Annotated in this window: 9 protein-coding genes and 1 other RNA gene; 7 read left to right on the top strand and 3 right to left on the bottom strand. The window is 59.8% G+C overall.

The genetic code is table 11. The features are described from left to right. The first annotated feature begins 195 nt into the window (after positions 1-195). Entirely contained in the window at positions 196-1,260 is a 1,065-nt protein-coding gene (locus IEW18_RS15160; protein WP_188558717.1) for a UDP-glucose--hexose-1-phosphate uridylyltransferase, read from the top strand. Between the two features lie 236 nt (positions 1,261-1,496). Here the strand turns inward: IEW18_RS15160 and IEW18_RS15155 are convergent, their stop codons facing one another. Together IEW18_RS15155 and IEW18_RS15150 are read right to left on the bottom strand one after the other, a co-directional pair. After that, positions 1,497-2,564, bottom strand: a complete 1,068-nt coding sequence (locus tag IEW18_RS15155; RefSeq protein ID WP_188558716.1) for a glycoside hydrolase family 43 protein — start codon at positions 2,562-2,564, stop codon at positions 1,497-1,499. A gap of 157 nt (positions 2,565-2,721) precedes the next feature. Next, positions 2,722-3,819 (bottom strand): glycoside hydrolase 5 family protein, encoded by a 1,098-nt coding sequence (locus IEW18_RS15150; RefSeq protein WP_188558715.1) that lies wholly within the window; start codon positions 3,817-3,819, stop codon positions 2,722-2,724. An 877-nt stretch (positions 3,820-4,696) separates the two neighbouring features. Here IEW18_RS15150 and IEW18_RS15145 point away from each other — a divergent pair. The 3 genes from IEW18_RS15145 (at position 4,697) to IEW18_RS15135 (ending at position 9,974) form a co-directional block, all read left to right on the top strand. Beyond that, positions 4,697-5,770 (top strand): glycoside hydrolase family 43 protein, encoded by a 1,074-nt coding sequence (locus tag IEW18_RS15145; protein ID WP_229728769.1) that lies wholly within the window; start codon positions 4,697-4,699, stop codon positions 5,768-5,770. A gap of 271 nt (positions 5,771-6,041) precedes the next feature. After that, positions 6,042-7,067, top strand: a complete 1,026-nt coding sequence (locus IEW18_RS15140; protein ID WP_188558714.1) for a LacI family DNA-binding transcriptional regulator — start codon at positions 6,042-6,044, stop codon at positions 7,065-7,067. Positions 7,068-7,385: 318 nt separating this feature from the next. Next, positions 7,386-9,974 (top strand): PAS domain-containing protein, encoded by a 2,589-nt coding sequence (locus tag IEW18_RS15135; protein WP_188558713.1) that lies wholly within the window; start codon positions 7,386-7,388, stop codon positions 9,972-9,974. Positions 9,975-10,190: 216 nt separating this feature from the next. On the opposite strand, the gene ssrA is transcribed toward IEW18_RS15135, so the two are convergent. Further along, positions 10,191-10,559: a transfer-messenger RNA gene (gene ssrA / locus IEW18_RS15130) on the bottom strand. 256 nt (positions 10,560-10,815) lie between these two features. Between ssrA and dnaX the strand changes: the two genes are divergently transcribed. The 3 genes from dnaX to icd all read left to right on the top strand — a co-directional run bounded on the left by dnaX (position 10,816) and on the right by icd (position 17,929). Then, a complete protein-coding gene (dnaX, locus tag IEW18_RS15125) occupies positions 10,816-13,002 on the top strand; it encodes a DNA polymerase III subunit gamma/tau (protein WP_188558712.1) in 2,187 nt (728 codons plus the stop codon). Between the two features lie 462 nt (positions 13,003-13,464). Then, positions 13,465-16,500, top strand: coding sequence for a M16 family metallopeptidase (locus tag IEW18_RS15120; protein WP_229728768.1), 3,036 nt, complete (start codon positions 13,465-13,467; stop codon positions 16,498-16,500). 166 nt (positions 16,501-16,666) lie between these two features. After that, on the top strand, positions 16,667-17,929 hold the full coding sequence (gene icd, locus IEW18_RS15115) for an NADP-dependent isocitrate dehydrogenase (protein WP_188558711.1): 1,263 nt from the start codon (positions 16,667-16,669) through the stop codon (positions 17,927-17,929). Positions 17,930-18,850: the final 921 nt, after the last annotated feature.

Here is an 18,850-nt window from a genome sequence, read left to right as displayed (position 1 = left end):
TTTCGGGCCCGGCTTCTGAGTGGGCAGGAGTGGGAACCGCCGCACCTGGCCGGGGCTGGAGCAGCTTTAGCGCACCACTAGGGACGCTTGTTCACGACCAAGAGCAACCGAAAACCGTTAGAGGGGGAACAGACTTGTTTCGCCCGCTACTTCCTTTGAACCGGCACTCTCGCTTCTCACTTTTTGACCTCTCGCATGGCATCATTTGACCTCGCCCAGCATCCGCACCGCCGCTTCAACCCGCTTACCGGCGAGTGGCTGCTCGTGTCGCCACACCGGGCCCTGCGGCCCTGGCAGGGCCAGCAGGAAGCCCCCGACCGCTCCCAGCGCCCGGCCTACGACCCCACCTGCTACCTCTGCGCCGGCAACACCCGCGCCAACGGGGCCGTCAACCCAGCCTACACCGGCACCTTCGTGTTCGACAACGACTTTGCCGCCCTCACCCCCGACGCGCCGGCCGGCACCGTGGAAGTGGGGGGGCTGCTGCGGGCCGAGGCCGAAAGCGGGGTGGGCCGGGTCATCTGCTTCTCGCCGCGCCACGACCTGACGTTGCCGGAAATGAGTACGCCCGACATCCGCCGGGTCGTGGACGTGTGGGCCGAGGAGTTTGCGAGCCTGGGCGCCCGGCCCGACATCAACTACGTGCAGATTTTTGAGAACAAGGGCGCCGTGATGGGCTGCTCGAACCCGCACCCGCACGGCCAGGTCTGGGCCCAGCGCACCGTGCCCGGCGACCCGGCCAAGGAAACGGTACAGCAGCAGGCCTACTTCCAGCAGCACGGCCGCAGCCTGCTGGCAGACTACCTCGAGCTAGAGCTCAACGAGCAGGTACGCATCGTCTTGGAAAACGAGCACTTCGTGGTGCTGGTCCCCTTCTGGGCGGCCTGGCCCTTCGAGACGCTGGTGCTGCCGCGCCGGGTGGTGCAGGACGTGACCCAGCTCACGGACGCGGAGCGCGACAATTTCGCGGACGTGATCCGCCGCCTGACCATCCGCTACGACAACCTGTTCCAGACGTCCTTTCCCTACTCGGCCGGCTTGCACCAGCGCCCCACCGACGGGCAGCAGCACCCGGAGTGGCACCTGCATATGCACTTCTTTCCGCCCCTGCTGCGCTCGGCCACGGTGCGCAAGTTCATGGTCGGCTACGAGCTGCTGGCCAATCCCCAGCGCGACATCACCCCCGAGTACGCCGCCCAGCGCCTGCGCGAGCTGCCCGAGGTGCATTACAAGCAAACCACCGCACAGGAAGAGGTTTAGAAGTGCGCCTCTGGCTCGTCATTCCCGGGCCCATTGGCCTCCCTTTTTAATGCATCAGCCTGAGCCGGGAAAGAATACCATCAGGCCGGAATGAGTCGCTGTTTCGGTGGTCGTGCTGACGTGATAAGCCCCTTCACCGGGCTCAGGCTGACGGGTATACGCAGACTTTACGGTAGATGCAAAAGACAAGGCCCCGCTGGTGTACACAGCGGGACCTTGTCTTTGTGTGGGCTTTGCTACTCGCCTGAAGGGCGGGCCAGGGGCTGGCCGGGCGGTACTGGTTTGCCGAAATTGGGCGTACCATCGGGGTTCCAGGTGAAGGGCTGGGCCCGGGGCGAGCGGAAGTTTCCGCAGCCTTGGCCGGGCGCGTCGTTGGCATGGTAGAGAATCCAGTCCTGGGTGCCGTCCGGCGATTTGAAAAAGGAATTGTGGCCGGGCGCGTACACCTTGGCCGCCGGGTCCTGCTGAAACACGGGCACCGGCGACTTGGTCCAGGAACCGGGCTGCAGCAGGTCGCTGTCGGCGGGAGCCGTGAGCATGCCCAGGGCGTAGAAGTCGGTCCAGCAGCCGCTGGCGGAGTAAATCAGCACCAGCTGGTTGCCGTGGCGCAGCACCTCGGGGCCTTCGTTTACATCGACGTGGGGTGGGTCCTGGGGATTGTTCAGGTCGCCGTTTCGCTCCCAGCCGTACACCGGCGTCGACACCTTGAGGCGCGGGCCATCCACGGTCCAGGGGTTTTTCAGGCGGGCCAGGTAAATATCCTGGCGGCCGTTCTCATCCCCCTCCCACCCCGACCACACGAAGTAGAGCTGACCGTTGTTCTCGAACACGGAGCCATCAATGGCCCACTTGTTGGTAATGTCGCGGACCTGGCCTTTGTCAATCCAGGTGCCTTCCAGCGGGTCCTCGGAGCTGTTTTCCAGCACCCAAAGCCGGTGCGTTTGGTTGGTGCCCGCATCGGCGGCGTAGTACAGGTACCACTTGTTGCCCAGGCGGTGCAACTCGGGGGCCCAGATGTCGCGGGAGTTGGGGCCGGCGGCGGGCGGCGTCCATACTACTTTGTGCGGGGCCGTTTTCAGCTGGCTCAGCGACTTGGTTTTCCAGAGCGTGATGTTGCGGCCCGTGGTGTGGGTGTAGTAATAGTAGCCCCCGTGGTAGATGCTCCACGGATCGGCCCCGGAAGGTAGCAGCGGGTTAGAGAAGGTAGTGGCCGAGGTGGTCTGCTGGGCCTGGGCCGGGCCGGCCACCAGCAGGCCCACTAGCAACGCCACACGAAGCAGCAGGTTGTGGCAACGTCTCTTCATAAGCAATCCGTAGGACCCGTTGTCGTCCGGAGCCGCCCGCAGAGCCTTCCGCGTTGGCAGCCAACGTACTGTGTACCAACGGCAGCAGCCCTGTGGGCAGCCCCGAATGACAACGGGTGTATGATTGGGAGTTAGGGGGCTTGTTTACTTGGCTGGGCTACCGGCCGTTTAGCTTTTTAATCAGGTCGGTTTCGTTCTGGTGGTAGGGCGTGCCGTCGCGACGAAAAACCTCGTGAAACCACTCTACCGGCTCGCCACCGTCGGCAATGGGTACTTCCCACTGGTACTTGGTGTTGGTTTTGCCATCCACGAGGCCCCAATTGATGGCGCCCACGTTCTGCTTTTTGAGCATGGGCAGAATGGTCACGAAGCGAGAGTTGCGGGGCCGGGCCATGTACTCAGTGCAGATGAGGGGGCGGCCGTGGGTTTCCAGCAGCTCAACCACGCGCTGGTGCGCGGCCACATCGTCGTAGTTATGGTAGGTAATGACGTCGGAGTGCAGGGCCTGGTACTTGTTCAGCGCTTCAAAGTCCCAGTTCCAGAGGCCCATACTCAGGGGCTGCGTGGGGTTCACTTCGCGGGCCCAGGCAAACACGTTGCGCACCAGGGGCAGAGACGAATTCAGCTTACCATTATTGCCGGGCTCATTGTATAAATCCCAGAGCAAGACGCGCTTATCGGTGGCGAAGCTGCGCAGTACATCCTGCACGTAGGGCTTGAGTTTCACGAAGGTTACTGAGTCGCGGGAGGCAGGCTCGCCGGGGTCCTGCAGCCACCCGGAGTTGTGGATGCCGGGCTTGGGCGCCGGCTGAATTCCAATTTTCGCCTCCTTGTTCCAGCAGTCATCGAAGAACACCAGAATGGTTTTGATGTGGTGCTTGTCGGCCAGGCCGAGATAGGTATTTACGCGCTCCTTGAAGCCTTTGGGGTCCTGCTGCCAGGCCAGGCTGTGCAGAAATACGCGCATGGTATTAAAGCCGATGCCCTCGGCCCAGCCCAGTTCCCGGTCGATGGTGGTGGGGTCGAAAGTGTCGGCCTGCCACATTTCCAGCTGGTTGATGGCGGTGCTCGGGGTGAAGTTGGCCCCCGTCATCCAGGAGTGGGTCTTGTACCACGCAGTAGCCTTTTCGGCCGACCAGCGCCGGTCTTGCAGCGTAGCCGCGGCGGCCGGCCCCTTGGTTTTGAGTTTGGTTTTCTGCGCAAAGGTGCCGGTAGTGGCACCGAGCAGCAGCAGAAAAAGTAGCAGCTTCTTCATGCGAAATGGGGAATTGGGAAAGAAATCGGAAAGCGAGGGCTAAGCGAATTGCTCAGCAGGAAAAAACCAAGAAAGCAGCTGGCTACCTCAGCAGCAGGCCAGGAAACAGGACATACTGCAGTAGGGCTGCGGTGGAAATAAAGGACCTGAATAGGACGGAAAGAATACCGAGCTACACTCGTAACAAGTTGCGCTGTACCGGTGGCTGACGGTAGTTGCAAACGTTTGCAATGCGCTATAAAAGGCCAGATCAGCTCCATATAAGTAGGCTCGTCGCAAGAAAATTTGCCTTTCAGAAAAGAGAACTATTCAAGTTAACCTCAATAGGCATGTCGCTGTCCGGAAGCAAGACGTAGTGCTTCTTGCTTCCCTCCTACTTCTGGTGGCTCTCAGGAAAGTGGCAAGCTAGGAGAGGCAGTTTCACGAGTAGCATCTAACCCATACGTACTAGGATTAGAGTTGCCGTGCAAGCTAAGTTTGTAACCTAACTTATGCAAACGTTTGCATCTTTCTCTGCATCTTGAGGCCCCGTAGTCGGTGCTACTTTTCTTCGCTCTAATCATACCTGCCTATGCCTCCGCTACTACGCCGCCTGCTTCTGTTCAACCTGCCTGCTTTTTATCCGAGCCCACAAGCGCCACAGGCTCAGTGCTAAGCCAGGCAACTTCTACCGCCCTTCCGCCGCCAAAACCCGCCTCATTTGATGTTGGCTGGTCGCGGCATCTTTTCCGCTGACTGATTAGCTTCCTTACAATCAAGTAGCACAACCGCGTCGGCCATGCCCCCCCGGATACGCAGAACATGTGCTGAAAAAATTTCCTGTTGCACCGGGCGAACCGCCTTTCTAAACCGAACCTCTCCTACTCAATCCTACCCCATGCCTTCCCGTCGTCATTTCCTGCAACAAGCTACTGCTGGCCTGGCTTCCCTCGCGCTGATGAACCAGGCGGCGGCCCGCGCAGCGGCCCGCACCTATACCAACCCAGTGTACGCCGGCCAGTTTCCCGACCCGTTTGTGCTGCGCCACCAAGGCCGCTACTACGCTTTTGGCACCACGGGCACGGGCCGCACCCCAGACGGGCGCATTTTCACCCTGCTCACCTCCACTAACCTGGTCGACTGGAAAACTGCCGGGGGTGCTCTCACGCCGCCGGCCGGGGCCGAAGGGGCTGATTTCTGGGCGCCGGAGGTGATATTTCACAACGGCACGTTCTACATGTACTACTCCATGGGGGGCGGGGCCATTGGGGCCACGGTTGGGCACCGCCTGCACGTGGCCACCAGCAAAACCCCGCAGGGCCCTTACACGCAGGTAGCCCTGCTCGATGTGCCGGACAGCAAATTCACCATTGATGCCCACCCCTTCCAGGACACCGACGGGAAGTGGTACCTGTTCTACGCCCGCGACTTCATCGACTCGGATAACGGCTACCGGCCCGGCACCGGCCTGGTAGTGGACCGCCTGCTGGACATGACCCGCCTGGCCGGGGAGAGCCGCACCGTCATGCGCGCCCGCCACGACTGGACGGTATTCGAGAAAAACCGCACCATGCCGCTGTACGGCGGCAAAACCTTCCCGGAGTGGCACACGCTGGAAGGCCCGTTTATGCGCAAACGCAACGGCAAGTACTACTGCTTCTACAGCGGGGCCAACTTCCTGACCTCGCGCTACGGCGTGGATTATTGCGTGGCCGACTCCATCATGGGCCCTTACTCCGATGCCGGCGCCGAGAAAGGGGCCCGCGTCCTGCACGCGGTAGAGGGCCACGTGCGCGGGCCAGGCCACCATTCCCACGTTCTGAGCCCCGACGGCAAAACCGAATATCTGGTGTACCACGCCTGGGACAAGGGCATGAAGGAGCGGCAGCTCTGCATTGATAAGCTGAGCTGGACGCATCAGGGCCCGCGCTGCCAGGGCCCCACCTACACGCCGCAGCCCTTGCCGCGCTAGGCGGCTACGCGTGCTGCCCAGGAAAACGGCTCCGCTTTACGGGATGAACAAGCAGCGCTTTTGCATCAAAAGAAGCCCGTCCTGTTGAGCAGGCTACGCCACAAGCGGAGACGAAACATGACGAGCTTCTGCTTTACGTTCCACCCAACACGCCCCCCGCTTGCTTTTGCGCAAAAGCTGGGTGAAGTTTGCTGCAATTGGTTGAGTATTTGCGTAGAATTTGCGCATATTGTTGTTTATATATTCTTTCTCCTTTCACTACCACGAGATTTTGGCCCGCGCAAAAGCTTCCATTTCTGATCTGGCCCAGCAGCTAGGGGTTTCCGTTTCCACCATTTCCCGGGCCCTCAGCGACCATCCCAGCATCAGCGACGCCACCAAGAAAAGGGTTTGGAAGCTGGCCAAGGAGTTGCACTACCAGCCCAACCATCTGGCCGCGGGCTTGCGCAAGGGCCGCAGTAATTTGCTCGGGGTAATTGTGCCCCACATCGATGGACACTTCTTCACCCTAGTGGTAAAAGGCATTGAAACGGTGGCCACCAAAGCGGGCTTCAACGTGCTGATCTGCCAGTCGAACGAGGACGTGGCCCACGAGCGCAAAAACATCGAAACCCTGCTCAGCGCCCAGGTGGAGGGCATTCTGGTGTCGCTGGCGCGTACCACCCGCGACTTCAAGCACTTTGAAAAGGTCAGCAAGCAGGAAATTCCGCTGGTGTTCTTTGACCGGGTGCTGGATGGGCTCAACGTCAGCGCCGTGGTCCTCGACGACCGGGAAGGCGGTTACCAATCCACTAAGCACCTGATTGCGCAGGGCTGCCGCCGGATTGCCCACTTTTGCGGTCCGCTGCACCTGAACATCTACAAAAACCGCCGGCTGGGCTACCTCGATGCCTTACTCGAGCACGGCCTACCGGTGGAGGAAGACCTCGTCTTTCACTGCGACATGACTGTGGAGGACGGCGTGCGCGGCATGCAACAGCTGCTCGCCTTACGGCAGCGGCCGGATGCCGTATTTTCGGCCAGCGACTTTTCCATTGTGGGCGCCCTGCAGGAGCTGAAACGCCACAACCTGCGCGTACCCCAGGATATTGCCCTGGCCGGCTTCAGCAACGAAACCTTCACTTCCCTGACCGAGCCCATGCTTACGTCCGTGGATCAGCGCTGCGAGCAAATGGGGCAGTCGGCTGTGCGCTTGTTTCTGGAAATGCGGGAGGAGCGCGAAGCCAACTTCTCGCCCCGCCGCATTGTACTCCCCCCCGATTTGCTTATCCGAGCATCCTCCCTAAGGGCCAAATAGCGCTTTCGTGTTTTTATTGACGTCGGCTCAGCAGTAGTGCTAAAGATCTTGCCAGCCCCTGTTCCTACCCCTGTTTGGCCGTTATACTTTATTGGGGTGGGTGGTTATTCAACTCAAAAGTCCGTCAAGCGCAGCCTGCTCTGCCTGACAGGCTTGGCTGAATCAACGGGTCTTACTGCCCGCCCATACAACCTAGCACTACCGTTCCAGAATTACTACAGATAGCGCGAATCACGACAGTGGCTTCCTGCGTAGAGGCACAGTTCGTCCGCTTCCTGCTTTCGGGGCGCAGCTGCCTTTCTTGCCTTTCCCTTGCGTATGCCGCTACCTGACTCCCTGCTTCCCCTTTTTCACGCCTTGCCCGAGGCCTATTTGCTGCTCTCCCCTGACTTGCGCATTGAGGCGGCCAGCGACGCCTACCTGGCCACTTCCCTAACCGAACGGAGTCACTTAGTCGGACAATTGCTGTTCGATGTTTTTCCAGCCAAGACCGATGCCCCGGAGGCTGACTCCATGCGCAACCTGCGGGCTTCCCTGGACCTGGTGGCCGCAACGGGTCAGCCCCATCAAATGGAGCGGCAGCGCTACGATGTACCCGATCCGGACCGTCCGGGGCACTTTATAGAGCGTTATTGGCTGCCCCGTAACATTCCCATTCTTGACGCGGAAGGCCAGTTGCTGTACCTGCTGCACGTAGCGCAAGACGTAACAGAGCAGGCACACCACGAGGAGCAGCTACGCATCAGCCAGGTCCGGGAGCAAACCGCCCGGGATACGGCCGAAATTCAGCGGCAGCGCCTGCACGATGTGCTGCACCAGGCCCCCGTAGCCATTGCCCACCTAGAAGGCCCCGACTACCTGGTAACCTTGGCTAACGCTACAATATGCGAGATTTGGACCCGCACCCAGCAGCAAGTGCTGGGCCTGCCCCTGCTGCAGGCCTTACCTGAGTTGCAGGGCCAGGGGTTTGAAGAATTACTGGACGGGGTGCGGCGCACGGGCACGCCCTACGTGGGCACCGAAATTCCGGCCCAGCTGCTGCGCCACGGCCGCATTGAAACCATTTACTTCAACTTTGTTTACCAGCCCCAACGCTCTGAGCAGAACGAAATAACGGGCGTGCTGGTGGTAGCCACCGACGTAACGGCGCAAGTCAGGGCCCGCCAGCAGGTAGAGCAGCAGGAGCGCCAAACTGCCCACCTCAACGAGGAGCTGGCCTCCATTAATGAAGAACTGACGGCCGCCAATGAGGAAGTTCTGGCCAATAACAACGAGCTATTCCGCGCCCAGCTTGAACTCCAGCATCTCAACCAAGTGCTGGAGGCCCGCGTGGCCGAGCGCACCGCCGCCTTGCAGCGGGCCCAGCAGAAAGCTGAGCACCAGCGGCAGCGCTTGGAACGGCTTTTTCAGCAAGCCCCGGCGGCCATTTGCATGCTCAACGGCCCCGATCTAGTGTATGAGCTAGTGAATCCGGCGTATCAGCAGCTGTTTCCTGGCCGCAGCCTGCTGGGCAGACCCCTGCTGGAGGCCTTGCCCGAACTTGCGGGCCAGCGGGTATGGCAAACCCTGCGCACGGTGTACCGCACGGGCGTATCGCACGAGGAAATGGCCATCCGGATTCCGGTAGCCAGGCACGAAGGCGCCCCTCTGGAGGATTTCTACTTCAACTACATTCAGCAGGCCCGCTTTGATGAACACGGTGCTATTGATGGGGTAGTGGTTTTCGCCTTTGACGTTACGGCGCAGGTGCAGGCCCAGCACGCCAGCGCCGCCATAGCCCGGCGCCTGCAGGTACTTACTGATTCCCTGCCCGTGCTTATCGGTTACCTCGACCAGGAGCGCCGCTACCAGTTCGCCAACGAAGCGTACCGCGCGTGGTTTCAGCAAGACCCCGCCAAGTTGCTGGGGCAGCCCGTACGCGCAATAGTTGGGGAGCAAGCCTACGCCGTAACGCAGAGTTATATGGATCGGGCGCTGGCCGGCGAGCAAGTGAGCTTCGAGGCCCAAATGCCCTACCGTCAGGATTTTACCAAGCACATCCACACCAGCTACGTGCCTGATGTGCGCGAGGGCCAGGTAGTGGGTTTCTACAGCTTGGTAACCGATGTCACGGAGCAGGTAATTGCCCGCGAGCAAGTGCAAGCGCTGAATGAGGAGCTGGCTGCCATCAACGAGGAGCTGACGGCCTCTAACGAGGACTTAAGCGAGGCCAACCAGCAGCTCACCCGCACCAACCAAGACCTGGATAACTTCGTGTACGCCGCCTCCCACGACCTCAAGCAGCCCGTCAACAACTTGGCCGGACTGTTTGCTGAGGTGCGCCGGGGGGTAGCGTTCCACGACCCGGTCGAGGAGCAGATCCTGGTTCCGCTTATCGATGATGCCCTTCATCAGCTCAGCGCCACCATCGACGATCTGGCCGCCCTGGGCCAAACCCAACAAGTTTCTTCCCCCGCCGAAACGGTAGCGCTGGCCCGCGTAGTGGAGGATGTGCTGCAAACCCTGAAACCGCAGATTAAAGCCAGCCAAGCCCGCATTACCACCGATTTTGAAGGCCTGCCCAGCCTCAGGTACAGCCGAACGAATCTGCGCACCATTTTGCTTAACCTGCTGGGCAACTCGCTTAAATATGCGGATCCTACCCGGCCAGTTCAGATTCACGTTTCGAGCTGGCTTGAGGCCCACCAACCCATAGTAATGGTTCAGGACAACGGGCTGGGCTTCGACGCGGACAAACACGGCCCGGAGTTGTTTCAGCTTTTCCGCCGCTTCCATACCCACACCCCCGGTACCGGCGTGGGCCTGTACTTGGTGCACCGCATTGTGCAGGCTCAGGGTGGCCACGTGGAGGTAGAAAGTCAGGTGGGACAAGGCGCAACTTTCCGCGTTGGTTTAGGCCCAGCGTAGGCTTGTTACAGCTAAACCCCGCTCTGCATTTCCAGTGCTTTCCGACCTTCCTCTTCCGGCCGCTCCGTGCTCCAGAGCGAGCAGCATTTACTTGCCGGCACCTAGCATCACGGCCGCCCTACCGGGCGACTCCGCTGTCACGATGAAGGCGTAATGTGTAGGCAAAACTATTGACAGAAACAAAAAATCCCGCTTTACGAGGCGTAAAGCGGGATTCAGTGGAGCTGCAGGGATTCGAACCCTGGTCCAGACAAGGAGAGCGTCGAGCTTTCTACGTGTGTATCTATGCTTGAATTTTCGAGACATTCCAGGCGCACATCAGGCCTTGGTTTGTCCTTATCTGCTTGAGTTTCGCCTTGGAGTCGCAGCGCCCCCAAGACTATCCTACTACTTACGACGCCCCGAACTCACCCGTGAGAAGGAAGACGGGTGCGGGACGATGACAGTGCTTAGTACCTAGACTAGGCAGCCATGGCGTAGCTATACTCGCCGGTTGTTGTTTGGATGAATTTTTGGCGGGAGATTTATCCAACTCCCGACACGCTTACTCGCGACCTGCACAAGCTGTCAATTCCGGTCAGCCCCAATTGGTAAAGAACGATTTCCGCCACAAGTAGCGGGGTGCAAATGTACGCACGCTGGGGAGAAAACGTTGTACAGGGGCGAAATTGTTCCGGCGTCCACGTGTCATTCCCAGTGGAGCAAGGAATCTGGGGGCATAGGCCCGGCCTACCCCGAATTCCTCCCCACAATCGGAATGACCGTTCTATTTCCTCCCGGCCACCCACCTACTTCGCCCTTCCAAACCCCGGCTTTTCGGGGTATCTTTGTGGCTAGTCGTATGGAGAATTTCGTTGTTTCAGCCCGCAAGTACCGGCCCGCCACGTTTCGCAGCGTGGTGGGGCAGCAGCACGTTACTACCACCCTGCAGAACGCCATTGTCAGCCAGCACCTGGCCCAGGCTTTCCTGTTCTGCGGACCGCGGGGCGTGGGCAAAACCACCTGCGCCCGAATTCTGGCCAAAACCATCAACTGCGAGTTTATAGAGGAGCACGTGCGCAAGGGCCGCCCGGTTTCGGAGCTGCTGCAAGCCCAGCCCGACATCGTGCCCGACGCCCTGCAGAAGGCCCCGGACCCCGACAATACGCCCTTCGAGCTGGAAGCCTGCGGCAAGTGCTCGTCCTGCCGGGCCTTCCAGGAAAACGCCTCGTTTAACGTGCACGAGCTGGACGCGGCCTCCAACAACTCTGTGGAGGATATTCGGAGCCTGGTGGAGCAGGTGCGCTACGCCCCCCAGCAGGGCCGCTTCAAGGTCTACATCATCGACGAGGTGCACATGCTCTCGAATGCGGCCTTTAACGCCTTCCTAAAAACCCTGGAGGAGCCGCCTTCCTACGCCATTTTCATTCTGGCCACTACCGAGCGGCACAAGATTATCCCCACCATTCTCTCGCGCTGCCAGATCTTCGACTTCAACCGGATTCGGGTGGATGACATTCGGGGCCACCTGCGCTACGTAGCAACTCAGGAGCAGATTCAGGCCGAGGATGACGCCCTGCACCTGCTGGCCCAGAAGGCCGACGGCGGCCTGCGCGACGCCCTGTCGATGTTCGACCAGATGGTCACGTTCTCGGGCCACAACCTGAGCTACAAAGACGTTATCCAGAACCTGCACATTCTGGACTACGAGTACTATTTCCGGCTGGTAGATGCTCTGCTGACCGAAAACCTGTCCGGCACGCTGCTGCTGCTGGAGGAGGTAATGCAGAACGGCTTCGACCTGCACAACTTTGTGGTGGGCGCGGCCGAGCACCTGCGCGGCCTGCTGGTGTGCAAAGACCCCGTAACGGTGCAGCTGCTGGAAGTCTCGGACAACATCCGGCAGAAATACGTGCAGCAGGCCCAGGCGGCGCCGCTGCCCTTCCTGCTTTCGGCCCTGAACCTGGTAAGCCAGTGCGACCGGGAGTTCAAGCAGGCCAAAAACCAGCGTCTGCACGTGGAGCTGATGCTCATGAAGCTGGCCTACCTCAACAGCGCCGTGCAGTTTGCCCGCGACTTGGGCGCGGGTCCGGCCGCCTCTGCCAGCCCCCAACAGGCGTCGTCGGACAACGGCGAGGCGAAAAAAAAAAGTAGCGTAACCACTCCCCCGGCCCCTGCCACCGACCAGCCCGCACCCCACCGCACCACCGAAGCGTCAGTTCCCTCGGCTCCACAGCTGAATGGTGCTACTGCCGCTCCCGTCGCCCCACTGCCAGCAGTGCCAGCACCCGTCCCGGCAGCTGTTTCGCAGCTGAAATCGGCCCCAGCCGACCCCGAGCCGATTACGCCCATTGAAAGCGGGGTAGAAGAGCTGCACGGTACGCCCAGCATTGAGGACGAAGCCGCCACCCAAGTACCCACCACGCCCCAGCTCCGCGACTCGGTGCCGCACGTGGAAATTGGCAAGCCTAGCGTGGCTGGCCACGAGCCGGGCCAGATGCCGGTTACGGCTGCTCCCCTACCCCCACCCCGCCCCGGCATGCCCACCGGCAAACCCATAGGCCTGGGCAGCAAGCTACCGGGCCTGGGCAACCTAGCGGCCATGAAGGCCCAACTAGAGCAACAAGCTGCCGCTGGCAAAGCAGCCGTCGATACCGAGCCCAGCGGCCCGGTTACGGGCTTGCCGGTCATCAACGATGAGGTACTGCAGCGGGTGTGGAAGGAGCTAACCGAGGAGCGGAAGGCCATCAGCATGATGCACTACAGCCTGTTGAACCGGCCTGTGCAAGCCAATGAAAACCACCTCATCATGCTACGGGTAGACAACCCGGTGCAGGAAGACCAGTTCAACGAGTTTCGGGCCGAGTTTCTGGGAGAGTTACGCCGCCGCACGGGCTACCCCCGCCTCAACGTGCAGGCCGAAGTAGTGGAGCGCATCGAGACGGGTCGCAAGCTCTACACCTCCAACGACAAACTGGAGTACCTGATGGAAAAGTACCCCATGCTCACGGCCATGAAGCAGAAGCTGGGCCTGGATGCGGATTTTTAGGCTGGTTCTGTTATAAACGGCCTCTATCAAATAACCTACCCAGTAAGTAAAAAATCCTTCATTCTGAGCAGCGCGAAAGACCTTCCCCACCCGTGACTAGGTTGTTGTTATGATGCTGTCCGGTTGCGAGAAGGTCCTTCGCGCTGCTCCAGATGACAGATTAACAGCGTAACCAACCTCCGATGAACCCAAGGACCAGTCTGCCGAGCGGAGTATGACGGGCTCACGCAGTTCGGAAGCTTTAACTATTCGCTAGACCTAGTTGAATGGCAGGCTATTGGGTGGCAATCAGCTTGGTAGCAACGGGTACTCCGGCTTACAGCACCAGGAAATACCGATTCTCATACGCAAAAATCCGCACTTTGAGGCCGCGGCGGCTTCGTCAAGCTTTTTATTCCCGGGGGGGCCGCCTATCTTTGGTTCCTTGTTCCTTCCTGCTTTGCTTTCTGCGCTGGCCTTCCTGTGAAAAAAAACCACTTGCTTTTGATTCCGGCCCTGGCCACCCTGGGCCTGACCCAGTGCCAAACCAGTAAGCCCACCGCCTCGGTAGCCCCCCCGACTACGGCCCCGGCCCCAGCTCCTCAGCAAAAGGAATACAAGTACCAGACCGTGGAGGGCGACCCGCTGAAAGCGCGCATCTACACCCTGGACAACGGCCTGACCGTTTACCTCTCCGACTACGACGACGCCCCGCGCATCCAGACCTACCTGGCCGTGCGCGCCGGCTCCAAAAACGACCCCAGCACCGCCACCGGCCTGGCCCACTACCTGGAGCACATGGTGTTTAAGGGCACTTCCCGGCTGGGCACCCAGAACTGGGCCGCCGAGAAAGTAGAGCTGGACAAGATTGAGGCCCTCTACGAGCAGTACCGCGCCCAGCGCAACGACCCCGCCGCCCGCAAGCGCACCTACCACCAGATTGACTCGATTTCCAGCGTAGCGGCCAAGTACGCCGTAGCCAACGAGTACGACAAGGTGATGGGCGCCATCGGGGCCAAAGGCTCCAACGCCTACACCTCCGTGGAGCAGACGGTATACCAGGAGGACATTCCGAGCAACCAGCTGGAAAAGTGGGCCGCCATTCAGGCCGAGCGCATGCAGGAAATGGTGCCGCGCCTGTTCCACACCGAGCTGGAAGCCGTGTACGAGGAAAAAAACCGCGGCCTGGACTCCGACTTCCGCAAGGAGTTTGAGGCCATGAATGCCAGCCTGTTCCAGAAGCACGAGTACGGCACCCAGACCACCATCGGGACCATCGAGCACCTGCAGAACCCTTCGATTACCGAAATCAAGAAGTACTTCGGCCAGTACTACGTGCCCAACAACGTGGCTCTGTGCCTCTCGGGTGACCTGGACTACGACCAGACCATCCGCATCATCGACCAGTATTTTGGCAAGCTGCAAAGCAAGCCGGTGCCGGCCTTCACTCCGGCCCAAGAAGCGCCCATTACGGCGCCCATCGTGAAGGAAGTGCTGGGTCCGGATGCCGAAAACGTGATGCTTGGCTTCCGTTTCCCTGGCACCGCCACGCGCGACGCGCTGGTGCTGCGCATGGTGGACAAGATTCTGAGCAACGGGCAGGCCGGACTCATCGACTTGGATTTGAACCAGAAACAGGCCGTGCTGAGCGCCGCTTCGTTCACGGACCTCAACAACGACTACTCCACCCACATCCTGTACGCTACCCCCCGCCAGGGCCAGAGCCTCAATCAGGTGCGCGACCTGCTGCTGGGCGAGTTGAATAAGGTAAAGAAGGGTGACTTCCCGGAGTGGCTGATTCCGGCCATCATCAACAACGAGCAGCTGCAGCGCACCAAAAGCTACGAGAGCAACGAGGCCCGCGCCGGCGCCTTCGTGGCCGCTTTCGTCGCCCGCGAGGACTGGAAAGACTACCTCAAGCAGTTCGACGACTTCGCCACCATCACGAAGGAAGAAGTGATGCGCGTGGCGAATCAGTACTACGGCCAGAACTACGGCTTAGTGTACAAGCGCACCGGCCAGGACCCCAACAAGGTGAAAGTGGTGAAGCCCGCCATTACGCCCGTGCCGGTGAACCGCGAAGCCGCCTCTGACTTCTACAAGCAGGTTACTGGCATGACCTCGCCGGAGCTGCAGCCGGTGTTCGTGGACTATAAGAAAGACATTCAGGAAACGAAGCTGGCCTCGGGCTTGCCGGTGTACTACACCCACAACGCCGAGAACAACCTCTTCAACCTGTACTACGTGCTCGACCTGGGCACGAACCACGACCCCAAGCTGGGCCTGGCCACCGATTACCTGCAGTACCTGGGCACGGGCAAGTACAACGCCGCCCAGCTCCAGCAGGAGTTCTACAAGCTCGGCTGCTCCTTCTCGGTGCAAAGCGGCCAGGACCGCACCTTCGTCAGCCTCTCCGGCCTCGACAGCAACTTCGAGCAAGCCTTGCAGCTGTTTGAGAGCCTGCTAGCCGCGCCCAAGCCCGATGCAGCGGCCCTCAAGAACATGGTGGCCGGGGTGCTCAAAGCCCGCCAGGATGCCAAGCTCAACAAAGGCGTGATCCTAAACCAGGCCTTGGTGAGCTACGCCAAGTACGGCGCGAAAAACCCCTTCACCAGCCAGCTGAGCGAGAAAGAGCTAAAGGCCCTGAAGCCCGAGCAGCTCACTGCCCTCATCCAGAAGCTCCCGACCTACCAGCACCGCGTGCTGTACTACGGGCCGCGCAAGGCCGATGCTAATGAGCCAGCAGTAATTAAAGGTGACCAAACGCAGAAACCTGAAAATCGGGCAGTAATGCCGGGCTTGCTTTGGTCACTGAATCAGTTGCACAAAACGCCCGCTAAGCTCACGCCCGTACCTGCCAACAAGGACTTCGCGGAGCAGCCCATGACGGACCGCAAGGTGTACTGGGTGGACTACAACATGGTGCAGGCCGAAATCCTGTTTCTGAGCAAAGGGCCGGTGTTTGACAAAGGGTTGCTGCCGACGACCAGCCTCTACAACGAGTATTTCGGGGGCTCGATGGGTAGCATTGTGTTCCAGGAACTGCGCGAGTCGAAGGCCCTGGCGTACTCGGCTTCCTCGCGGTTTGCCTCGGCCGATAAGGTAGGGCGCAGCTCCTACAACCTCAGCTACATTGGCACCCAGAGCGACAAGCTGCCCGAGGCCATGGCCGGCATGAACACCCTGCTCAACGACATGCCCGTGGCCGAAGCCAACCTGCAGATTGCCAAGCAAAGCATCCGCAACAGCATTGCCACCGAGCGCATCACCAAGTCCGACATCCTGTTCAGCTACGAGCGCGCCAAGCGCCTTGGCCTCGACTACGATGTGCGTCGCGACGTGTACGAGCAGACAGCCAACATGAGCTTCCAGGACCTGCAGAAATTCCAGCAGGCCCGCGTGAAAGGTCAGCCCCAAACGATTCTGGTTATTGGTTCCAAAGACCGCCTCAACTTCAAGGAGCTGGCCAAGTACGGCCAGGTCCAGCAACTCACGCTGAAAGAGATTTTCGGCTATTAGTGCCCCTTGGAACGTCATGCAGAGCGGAGCGAAGCATCTCGCTTAGCTGACAGTGCGGAGTAACTGGATTACTCACGAGCGAGATGCTTCGCTCCGCTCTGCATGACGTTCCGGCGGTAATTACCCCTCAATCCAAAACCCTAAGTACCAAAGTACCTTTTCAACAATGGCAGAGAAAATCACCATCAAGAACGGCAAGCTGAATGTGCCGGACCAACCTATCATCCCGTTCATCGAAGGCGACGGCACGGGTCCGGACATCTGGGCGGCTTCCGTCCGCGTATTCGACGCGGCCGTAGAGAAAGCCTACGGTGGTTCGCGTAAGCTGGAGTGGAAGGAAGTAATGGCGGGCGAGAAGTCGTTTAAGCAGACGGGTAACTGGCTGCCCAACGAAACCCTGGACGCTTTCCGCGACTACCTGGTGGGCATCAAAGGCCCCCTGACTACCCCCGTAGGCGGCGGTATCCGTTCCCTGAACGTGGCTCTGCGCCAGGAGCTGGACCTGTACGCCTGCGTACGCCCCGTGCGGTGGTTTGAAGGTGTTCCCTCGCCGGTGAAGCAGCCGAACCTGACCGACATGGTGATTTTCCGCGAAAACACCGAGGACATCTACGCCGGCATCGAGTACATGAACGGCACGCCCCAGGCCCAGAAAATGCTGGAATTCCTGCAGGACGAGATGGGCGTGAAGAAAATCCGCTTCCCCGAGTCGTCGTCGTTCGGCATCAAGCCCGTGTCGAAAGAGGGCACCGAGCGTCTGGTGCGCGCGGCCATTCAGTACGCCATCGACAACAACAAGCCTTCGGTGACCATCGTGCACAAAGGCAACATCATGAAGTTCACCGAGGGGGCCTTCAAAACCTGGGGCTACGAGTTGGCCGAGCGGGAGTTCGGCGACAAAGTGTACACCTGGGCGCAGTACGACAAGGTAGCCGCCAAGCAAGGCCAGGAAGTAGCCGACGCCCAGCAGAAAGCTGCCCTGGACAGCGGCAAGATTCTGGTGAAGGACAGCATTGCCGATGCCTTCCTGCAGCAGATCCTGCTCCGCCCCGCCGACTACTCGGTAGTGGCTACCCTGAACCTGAACGGCGACTATATCTCCGACGCCCTGGCCGCCATCGTGGGTGGTATCGGCATTGCGCCCGGTGCCAACATCAACTACGTAACCGGCCACGCCATCTTTGAAGCTACCCACGGCACCGCGCCCAAGTACGCTGGCCTCGACAAAGTGAACCCCGGCTCGGTTATCCTCTCGGGTGCGCTGATGCTGGAGCACCTGGGCTGGCAGGAAGCCGCTGACCTGATTTACAAAGGCCTGGAAGCCGCCATTGCCTCGAAGCGCGTAACCTACGACTTCGAGCGCTTGATGGACGGTGCTACCCTGCTGAAGTGCAGCGAGTTCGGCGACGAGATTATCAGCCGGATGTAGTAGCTTGGCCCTAGCCAACTACACCATGAAACCCCGCGTTGGCTGTAAAGCCGGCGCGGGGTTTTATTTTAAAGGGGTTGGTGCTTTTCGCCTCAGCATTCCAATATTTACCGGTGAAAGGCCGCTCGGTGTCTTTACCGCGGGCTGCGCGGTACGCCTTGAGCGTGAGCACCTGCTTCCACTAGGCATAGGAGAGGCGCAGGCGGGTGGTATCGGTGCGGGAAGGGGTTACGGCCGGTGGTAGAGGTAGCGGGCTTGGCGGCGGTTTAGGCCTGCACCACAGAGGAAAAACAGCAGGTCCAGAAGTAGGCCGACCAAGCGGAAAAGCATGGAGCAAGACAAGTGATGTTGCTACCCCTATGCAACTGCTACGCCCATCGGTTCCTCGATGGTAAAGACGGCAGGAGCCGCCCGGATCTAGCACTATTGTTGCGCCGGTCGGTTCTTCCCGTCTATCCTTTTGCTTGATCTATGAAACGTTATCTATTCGCTACCCTACTGACCTTAAGCAGCTTAACAGCAGTACACGCGCAAACGACAGTGGTTGTCAACCCCGACGGTACGCACTCAGTGCTAAACCAAACTGGCAGCTCAGCGGTGCTGGTTAACCTCAATGGCACACATACGGTAGTTCCGAATGTAGAGAGTAACCCCCCCGTTATTGTCAACCCAGATGGTTCGCACTCAGCGCTACACCGCCTAGGGACTACCCACTTACTGGTCACGCCCGCTGGCTCCCATCATGTCCTTTCGCCTACTACCCCCGACACAACGAGTTACTTGCATTTGCTTCGGCCGAGGAAGCGCAAGAAGTAGTACTACAGTAACGCTACAATTTGTATGAGTGCACTGTACCTGCAAGCAAAATCTTGCAACACAGTAGCGTAGGCTACCCCAGGATAAGAGCTTATATCATGATTC

The sequence above is a fragment of the Hymenobacter glacieicola genome (assembly GCF_014640315.1).
In the GTDB taxonomy this organism is placed as follows: domain Bacteria; phylum Bacteroidota; class Bacteroidia; order Cytophagales; family Hymenobacteraceae; genus Hymenobacter; species Hymenobacter glacieicola.
The sequence above is the reverse complement of the archived record's forward strand: the minus strand, read 5'-3'. Positions and strand labels throughout refer to the sequence as shown.